Annotated in this window: 5 protein-coding genes; all 5 read left to right on the top strand. The window is 49.1% G+C overall.

Annotated elements, in window-relative coordinates:
* Positions 1-206, top strand: a 206-nt coding sequence (locus HMPREF9441_RS15110; protein ID WP_244949808.1) for a fibronectin type III-like domain-contianing protein, incomplete at its 5' end; no start/stop codon positions are given.
* A 332-nt stretch (positions 207-538) separates the two neighbouring features.
* On the top strand, positions 539-2,824 hold the full coding sequence (locus tag HMPREF9441_RS15105; RefSeq protein WP_087943218.1) for a GH92 family glycosyl hydrolase: 2,286 nt from the start codon (positions 539-541) through the stop codon (positions 2,822-2,824).
* A gap of 20 nt (positions 2,825-2,844) precedes the next feature.
* Positions 2,845-4,239, top strand: coding sequence for a glycoside hydrolase family 30 protein (locus tag HMPREF9441_RS15100; protein WP_008622672.1), 1,395 nt, complete (start codon positions 2,845-2,847; stop codon positions 4,237-4,239).
* Positions 4,240-4,249: 10 nt separating this feature from the next.
* Positions 4,250-6,805, top strand: coding sequence for a glycoside hydrolase family 3 C-terminal domain-containing protein (locus HMPREF9441_RS15095; RefSeq protein WP_008622671.1), 2,556 nt, complete (start codon positions 4,250-4,252; stop codon positions 6,803-6,805).
* A 61-nt stretch (positions 6,806-6,866) separates the two neighbouring features.
* Positions 6,867-8,895 (top strand): glycoside hydrolase family 3 N-terminal domain-containing protein (locus HMPREF9441_RS15090; protein ID WP_008622670.1); only part of this gene is annotated, 2,029 nt, incomplete at its 3' end.

Raw genomic sequence — 8,895 nt, 5'->3', positions numbered from 1 at the left:
CGTTGAAGAGCCTTCGAGGTTTCCGTCGTGTGGACCTGAAGGCGGGCGAGAGCCGTACGGTTTCCATCGAACTGTCTCCCGATGCTTTCGAGTTCTTCGACACGTCTACGAACACGATGCGCGTGGTTCCCGGCGAGTACGAAATCATGTATGGCAACAGTTCGGATACACCGGAAGGGAATAAACTGAAGTTTGTATTGTTGTAGGACGTTAGGGATGCTGTATCCATGTTTACGGACATCGGATAAATAATCTTAATAAGAACGCGATAAGAGAGAAAGTATGTCGGACGTTGGGGATAAACCGCGTCTGGACATACTTTCTTTTGGATTATATGCGTTCATGGAATCGTGCATCGTTTCAGTTCTTCAAGACTGTCGTTTTTAGAAAGGATGGCAGACAAATGCTTTTATGTTTGTGAATCCTGTGGATTTGATTGCCGATGGCTTGTTTTTTTTATATTTTGATTTGTTTTTATAAAAGAGGAAGCCGTTTAAATCATTACTTTTGTCCACCTAACCTTTTTAAACAGATATGTATGACAAGCAGATTCTTGAAGAAAATTCTGTGCTTGTTGTTGTTTTGTGGCATGTGTACCATGAAACAACAAATTGTAGCGGCATCGAAAGCCGAACCGGTGGATTATGTGAATCCCTATATGGGAAACATCAGCCATTTGTTGGTTCCGACTTATCCCATTGTGCATTTGCCTAACAGTATGTTGAGGGTTTACCCCCAAAGAGGAGACTACACATCCGGAAAGTTACATGGTTTGCCTGTGTTGCAAATCAGCCATCGGGGAAGCTTTGTTTTTAATTTGTCTCCCTTTCAAGGCGACGAGACGGATTTGGCACGTGTGATGGATTATGATTATGACAATGAAGTGGTGAAGCCTTATTATTATAAGGTGGATTTATGCGACCAGCAGTTGCACGTGGATTTTGCCCCTTCCCGCCAGTCGGCCATTTATCATTTTGATTATCGGCGGCAGAATGCGGTTCCTTATTTGGTGCTGAACGGTGGAAATGGAGAACTGACAGTCGACGGGAACACGGTCTACGGTTATCAGAATATCTGGAATAACCTGAAAGTGTACATTTATATGGAGACGGACGTGACACCGGAGCAAAGCGGTGTGTTCCGTGACGGAAAATGGAACAGGGAAAAACGGAAGGCGGAAGGAGACGACATTTGTGTGGCACTGTCCTGGAGTCCTGCCTTGTCTTCTTTGAACGTCCGTTATGGCGTATCGTATATCAGTGTGGAGCAGGCCAAGAAGAACCTGAAGAGGGAAATACCGGGATTTGAGTTGGAGACGGTGGCCGAAGAAGGCCGTCGTATATGGAATGAAGAGTTGGGAAAGATTCGGATTTCTGGAGGTACGGAGAACGACCGTCATGTGTTTTATACGTCTTTGTATCGTTGTTTGGAGCGTCCGGTCTGCGTAAGCGAGGACGGACGTTATTTCAGCGTCTATGACAACAAGGTACATGATGATAGCGGGCACGCATATTATACGGATGACTGGGTTTGGGACAGTTACCGTGCGGCACATCCTCTGCGCATTTTGCTCGACGCTCCTAAGCATACGGATATGATTCGTTCTTTTTTGAGAATGGCGGAGACGGACGGACGTCACAGCCTTCCGAATTTCCCGGAGATTACGGGAGATTCGCGCCGGATGAATTGTAATCATGGTGTGTCGGTCATGGCCGATGCATGGTGTAAGGGTGTCCGGGATTTCGATTTGCGGGAAGCGTACGCGTATGCTAAAAACAGCGTGGAGAAGAAAACGTTGGCACCGTGGTCTTCCGCTGCTCCCGGGTGGTTGGACTGCTTCTACATGGAGAAAGGATATATTCCGGCTCTCTATCCCGGCGAGAAAGAAACCGTGCCGGAAGTAAATTCTTGGGAAAAGCGGCAGGCGGTGGCTGTTACCTTGGGTACTTCTTACGACCAATGGTGTCTGTCTCGCATGGCTGCCGCGTTGGGTTTGGAGCATGAGGCGGAACATTATCTGGACTGTTCTTATAACTACCGGAACCTGTTCAATCCGCAAACTTCTTTTTTCCATCCTAAAGATAAAGAAGGCAAGTTTATAGAACCGTTCGACTACCGTTTCTCCGGAGGAATGGGGGCGCGGGATTACTATGGCGAGAATAACGCCTGGGTATATCGTTGGGACGTGCAGCACAATGCAGGCGATTTGGTGGAACTGATGGGAGGAAAAGAGGCGTTCGTCCGGAATCTCGATGCCACCTTCAATGAGTGGTTAGGACGGCCGAAGTATGAGTTTTATGCCCAGCTTCCCGACCATACGGGCAACGTGGGGCAGTATTCCATGGGTAACGAGCCTTCTTTGCATATACCTTATTTATATAATTATGCCGGTGCTCCGTGGAAGACGCAACATCGCATACGTTCGTTGGTACATCAGTGGTTCCGCAACGACCTGATGGGGATGCCCGGCGATGAAGACGGCGGAGGGCTTTCAGCGTTTGTGGTATTTTCCATGATGGGATTCTATCCGGTAACACCCGGATTGCCGGTTTATCATATCGGAAGTCCTTTCTTCTCTTCCATAGAACTGAAAATGAGCAATGGGAAGACATTGGAAATCATAGCCCGAAACTGTTCGGAAGAGAACAAATACATTCAGTCGGCTAAGTTGAATGGGAAGGTTTGGACAAAACCTTGGTTTAGCCATGAAGACATCGTCAATGGAGGTAAACTTGAGTTTGTCATGGGAAACCGATGCAACAAGGAATGGGGTAGTGGGGCGGAAGACGTACCTCCTTCTTTGGATATGAAAAACAATGAGTAAATGTTAACTGAAATAGTGAAATGAAAAAGAATTATCGATTAGGGATTTGTCTGTGGGCAAGTTACGGGCTTTTGGCTTGCACACAAGAGGTAAAGGTGTATACCACGTCTGAAACGGAAATTTGGAAACAAGCGGTGGTGGAAGTGCAATCGGCAGATGGGACAGTGCCGGACATTGTGATTTCCGATGAACAGGAACAATCGTTCGACGGATTCGGCGGGTCTTTCGGAGAGATTGGATGGGATGCCCTTGCGTTGCTGCCGGAAGAAAGACGGGAGGAGGTCATGCAGGCTTTGTTTGCTCCGGAAGGGATACATTTTGCATACGGGCGTATCCCTATGGGGGCTAACGACTTTGCCCGTGATTATTATACATGCAATGATACGGCCGGAGACTTTGAAATGCGGCATTTCACCATAGAGCGTGACAAGCAGGCGATGATTCCATACGTGAAGGCTGCGTTAAAACAGAATCCAGAGCTTAGGTTATGGACTTCGCCTTGGACGCCGCCGGTGTGGATGAAAGCCACCCGGCATTATGCTACGGCACCGGGAGACCATAATGATTTTACGAAAGAGAACGAGGTGGAAGGCGACCATCTCATTCAGCAGCCGGAGTATCTGAAGGCATACGCGCTCTATCAATCCAAGTTTGTGGAAGCCTATCGGAAGGAGGGAATAAACATTTCTTTGTTGCAGTTCCAAAACGAGCCTTACACCAAGAACCAATGGCCGAATTGCAGTTGGACACCCGCTTCAATGGCCAACTTTATCGGCCGGTATCTCGGTCCGCTCTTTGCACAAGAGCATCCGGAAGTGAATTTGTATTTCGGTACGTTCAACTGCAACCGTATGGCTGATTTGGACTGCGTGATGCAGGATACGGCAGCGGCCCGTTATGTACGTGGCATCGGTTTACAGTGGGAAGGCAAGGACATTGTGGGCGAGATACATGATAAATATCCTGAAATGCAGTTGATGCAGACGGAAAACGAGTGTGGAAGCGGTACTTTCGATTGGGCGGCTGCCGAACATACCTTTGATTTGATTAAAACTTATCTTGACGGAGGCGTGAATACGTATATGTATTTTAATATGGTGCTTCAGGATGAAGGAGCCAGTTCGTGGGGATGGAAACAGAACGCATTGGTGCGTGTCCTTTCTTCTACAAAGGAGGCGGTCTATACACCGGAGTTCTATTTGCTGAAACATTTGAGCCATTTCTTGAAACCGGGTGCCCATAAGCTCAAAGTAGAAAAAGGGAATGACGTGCTGGCCTTCCGGAATCCGGATGGGGAAACCGTTGTATTTTGCATGAACAGGGAAGCTGCCGAGCGTGGCGTACGGCTGGTCTGCGGCGAAAAGATGATGATTTTGAAATTACAACCTAAAACCTTTAACACAATAATCTATTAAACTGTCAAGTATGAATGTATTGAAAGTAATCGGCTGTTCCATGGCTTTGTGTACCCTGCCTTTGTCGGGGCAAACAGGCGGAGGAACTGAGTTGTTCAGAGATATGAAAGCGCCTCAACACGAGCGTATCATGGATCTGTTGTCCCGTTTGACTGTGGAAGAAAAGATATCCTTGTTGGTCAATGACGCCCCGGCCATCGGGCGTTTGGGGATAGATAAGTACAATCATGGCAATGAAGCTTTGCACGGAGTGGTGCGGCCGGGGGATTTCACGGTATTTCCGCAGGCCATAGGTATGGCTGCCATGTGGAATCCGGAGTTATTGTATCGTATATCTTCTGCCATCTCGGACGAGGCGCGCGGACGATGGAAAGAATTGGAATACGGAAAAAAGCAGATAGCCGGAGCAAGCGACTTGCTGACTTTTTGGTCGCCTACGGTCAATATGGCCCGTGACCCTCGTTGGGGACGTACACCGGAAACGTATGGAGAGGATCCCTACTTGAGCGGGGTGCTCGGAGTGGCTTTTGTGAAAGGTTTGCAAGGCGATCATCCCCGGTATCTGAAGACGGTTTCCACGCCGAAGCATTTTGCGGTGAACAATGAAGAGCACAACCGTTCGAGTTGCAATGCCAAGGTGTCTGAGCGCGATTTAAGAGAGTATTACCTGCCTTCTTTCGAGCGTTGTATTACGGAGGGAAAGGCGCAATCTATCATGATGGCCTACAATGCCGTGAACGATGTACCTTGTACGGTGAACACCTATTTGATAAAGAATGTGTTGCGTGGAGATTGGGGATTCAATGGTTACATCGTCTCGGATTGCAGTGCTCCCGAATGGATGATTACCAAGCACCATTATGTGAAGACCCGTGAGGCGGCCGCAACGTTGGCCGTTAAAGTCGGGCTGGATTTGGAATGCGGTAATCAGGTATATGGAGAAGGGCTGTTGAAGGCTTACCGGCAATATATGGTGAGCGAAGCGGATATAGACTCCGCTGCTTACCGGATTCTCCGGGGACGTATGATGTTGGGATTGTTTGACGCCCCGTCACAGAACCCATATAACCAGATAGAACCGTCCGTGGTAGGCTGCAAGGCTCATCAGGATTTGGCTTTGGAGGCAGCGCGTCAAAGTATGGTGTTGCTGAAAAACAAAGATAACTTTTTACCGTTGAATCCCAAGAAGGTAAAATCCATAGCCGTTGTAGGCATCAGTGCGGGGCATTGCGAGTTCGGAGATTACAGCGGTACGCCGAAGAACGAGCCGGTGACGATTCTTGACGGAATCAAGCAGTATGCGGAAGAATACGGTTTCAAGGTCGCTTATGCTCCTTGGGTTTCCGCCAGCGAAGATTTTGAGCCGGTGACGAAAACCTATTTCCCCGAGGGCTTGAAAGTGGAATATTACCGGAACAATAGCTTGTCCGGTGAAGCTTCTGTCCGGATGGAAGAAGAGTTGCTTTATGACCCGGTGCACAAGCCCGACCGTTTCCAACCGGAAGCACCTATGTCTATTCGATGGACGGGACAGTTGAAACCTATCGTGTCCGGAGTGTACACGTTAGGGATGAAGTCGGATGACGGTTGCCGGGTGTATGTAGACGGCAAGAAGGTGATAGACGCTTGGACCGAGCACAGCGTGCAGATGGATGAAGCCATGATAAAGTTAGAAGCCGGAAAAACGTATAAATTGCAGGTGGAGTACTTTGACAACGGCGGGGACTGTTTTGCCGGATTGTATTGGAAAGCTCCTTCGGCCGGTTCGCAAAACGTATTGGCTCGTTTCGGTGATGCCGGTAAGGTCGCGGCAGAGTGCGATGTGACGGTGGCAGTGTTGGGCATCAATAAGTCCATAGAACGGGAGGGACAGGACCGTTTCTCTTTGGAACTGCCGGTAGACCAGCAGGAGTTTATCAAGGAACTTTATAAGGTCAATCCGAATACGGTGGTGGTATTGGTGGCCGGAAGTTCCATGGCCGTAAACTGGATGGACGAGAATGTCCCGGCTATTCTCAACGCATGGTACCCCGGTGAGCAGGGCGGAAATGCTGTGGCGGAGGTTTTATTCGGGGATTATAACCCGGGCGGTCGTTTGCCTCTCACCTATTATAATTCTTTGGATGAGATTCCGGCTTTTGACAATTATTCCGTGAAGGGACGTACTTACCAGTACTTTGAAGGCCAACCTTTGTATGAGTTCGGTTACGGTTTGAGTTATACCAAGTTCCGCTACAAGAGCAAGGGAGTGAATGTGGAGCAAGATACTGTGAAAGTCAGCTTTGAAGTTTCCAATACCGGGAAGTATGATGGCGATGAGGTGGCACAAGTCTACGTGAAGTATCCGGAAACCGGCACATACATGCCGCTTAAACAGTTGCATGGTTTTAAACGGGTACATATAAAGAAAGGTAAAACGTCCAAAGTGACGATCGGTGTACCGAGGAAGGATTTGCGTTATTGGTATGAGCAGGAGCGCAAGTTTATCACTCCTAAGGGAGAATATACCTTTATGGTGGGAGCTTCTTCCGATGATATCAAATTCCGGGAAACAGTAGGACTTTGAGCAGAGAGAGGATATAAAGTACACAATGTATTTGATGTGTTGAATAGTAAACGATAAAAAAATGAGAAATTTAGTTTTTGCTTTCTGTGTGGGAGTCATGGCGGCTACGTCCTCTCCGGCGCAGGACGAACCTTATAAAAATCCTGATTTGTCACCGCAGGAGCGTGCGGACGATTTGTTGAAACGGTTGACGTTGAAAGAGAAAATCTCGTTGATGCAAAACCAGTCTCCCGGCGTGGAGCGTTTGGGCATCAAGCCTTATAATTGGTGGAGCGAGGCGTTGCACGGAGTGGCCCGTAACGGTTTGGCTACGGTTTATCCCATTACTATGGGGATGGCTTCCGTGTTCGACGACAAGCTGATAGAAGATATTTATGTGACAGTGAGCGATGAGGGGCGTGCCAAATTCCATGATGCCCGGCGTCATGGCCGTTACGGACGGGGCAACGAAGGATTGACGTTTTGGAATCCCAATGTGAACATTTTCCGCGACCCGCGTTGGGGACGAGGGCAGGAAACTTGGGGGGAGGACCCCTACTTGACCACCCGTATGGGCGTGGCGGTAGTCCGGGGCATGCAAGGGCCGGCTGATGCCAAGTATGACAAGACGCATGCCTGTGCCAAGCATTATGCTGTGCACAGCGGCCCCGAGGCCAAGCGCCATTCTTTCGATGTGGAAAATCTGGAACCGCGTGATTTATGGGAAACGTATCTTCCGGCTTTCAAGGCGTTGGTGCAAGAGGCGGATGTGAAAGAAGTCATGTGTGCCTATCAACGGTTTGAAGGGGAACCTTGTTGTGGAAGCAACCGGTTGCTCACGCAAATATTACGAGACGAATGGGGGTATAAGCATTTGGTGGTGAGCGATTGCGGAGCCATCAGCGATTTCTTCTATCAGGGTCGCCATGAGACCCATCCGGATGCGGCAACCTCCAGTGCTTCAGCCGTCATCAACGGGACGGATCTGGAATGTGGCGTGGAATATGCCCATTTGGATGAGGCGGTAGAAAGAGGGTTGATTACGGAACACCGCATTGACACCAGTCTTCGCCGCCTGTTGGAAGCTCGTTTTGCTTTGGGCGAGATGGACGACGATGCGCTTGTGCCTTGGAGCCGTATCAGCATCGATACGGTGGATTGCGGAACACATCGCCGGATGGCTTTGGATGTCACGCGCAAGTCCATGGTACTGTTACATAACAACGGTATCCTGCCGTTAGACAAAGGCGATGCCGGAAAGATTGCCGTGATGGGGCCGAATGCCGTGGATTCCGTCATGCAATGGGGAAATTATAAAGGTGTGCCGGCACATACTTATACCATTCTGGAGGGTATCCGTGGGGCGATTGGCAACGTACCGTACGAGAAAGGTTGCGAGCTGCTGGACAATCATGTGTTTGATTCCTATTATAATAAGGTATCCCATGACGGTCGGCCGGGGATGAAAGCTACGTATTGGAATAATATGGAGATGCGGGGCGAGGTTGTGGCTACCCAAGAATTGCCGTCTCCTATCAGTTTGAGCAATGGGGGGCATACAGTGTTTACGTCGGGAGTGGGATTGGAAAACTTCACGGCGGTATATGAGGGTACTTTCCGTCCGGAAGTTTCGGATAAGTATACGTTAGCCGTAGAGGGAGATGACGGCTACCGTGTGTATGTGAATGGCGAAAAAGTCATTGATTATTGGGGAGAACACTCCAGTGCAAAACGGGAATATACATTGGAGGCTGCTGCCGGAAAGGATTATGAAATTAAAATCGAATACATGCAGGCTGGTGCCGAGGCCTTGCTGAAGTTCGACATCGGAGTACATCGCCAGATTCCGCCTGCCGAGGTGGTTGAACGCGTAAAGGATGCCGAAACGGTTATTTTCGTAGGTGGAATTTCTCCTAATTTGGAGGGAGAAGACAAGTATTTTGTATATTGCCCGGGCTTTGCTGGAGGCGACCGTACTTCTATCGAGTTGCCTCAGGTGCAGCGCGACATCCTGAAGGCGTTGAAGGCGGCAGGCAAGAAAGTGGTGTTCGTCAACTGTTCGGGTTCCGCCATGGCTTTGGTACCGGAGTTGGAATCGTGCGATGCCATCT

The organism is Paraprevotella clara YIT 11840 (assembly GCF_000233955.1).
Classification (GTDB): Bacteria; Bacteroidota; Bacteroidia; order Bacteroidales; family Bacteroidaceae; genus Paraprevotella; species Paraprevotella clara.
This window is presented reverse-complemented; position numbering and strand designations above follow the sequence as displayed.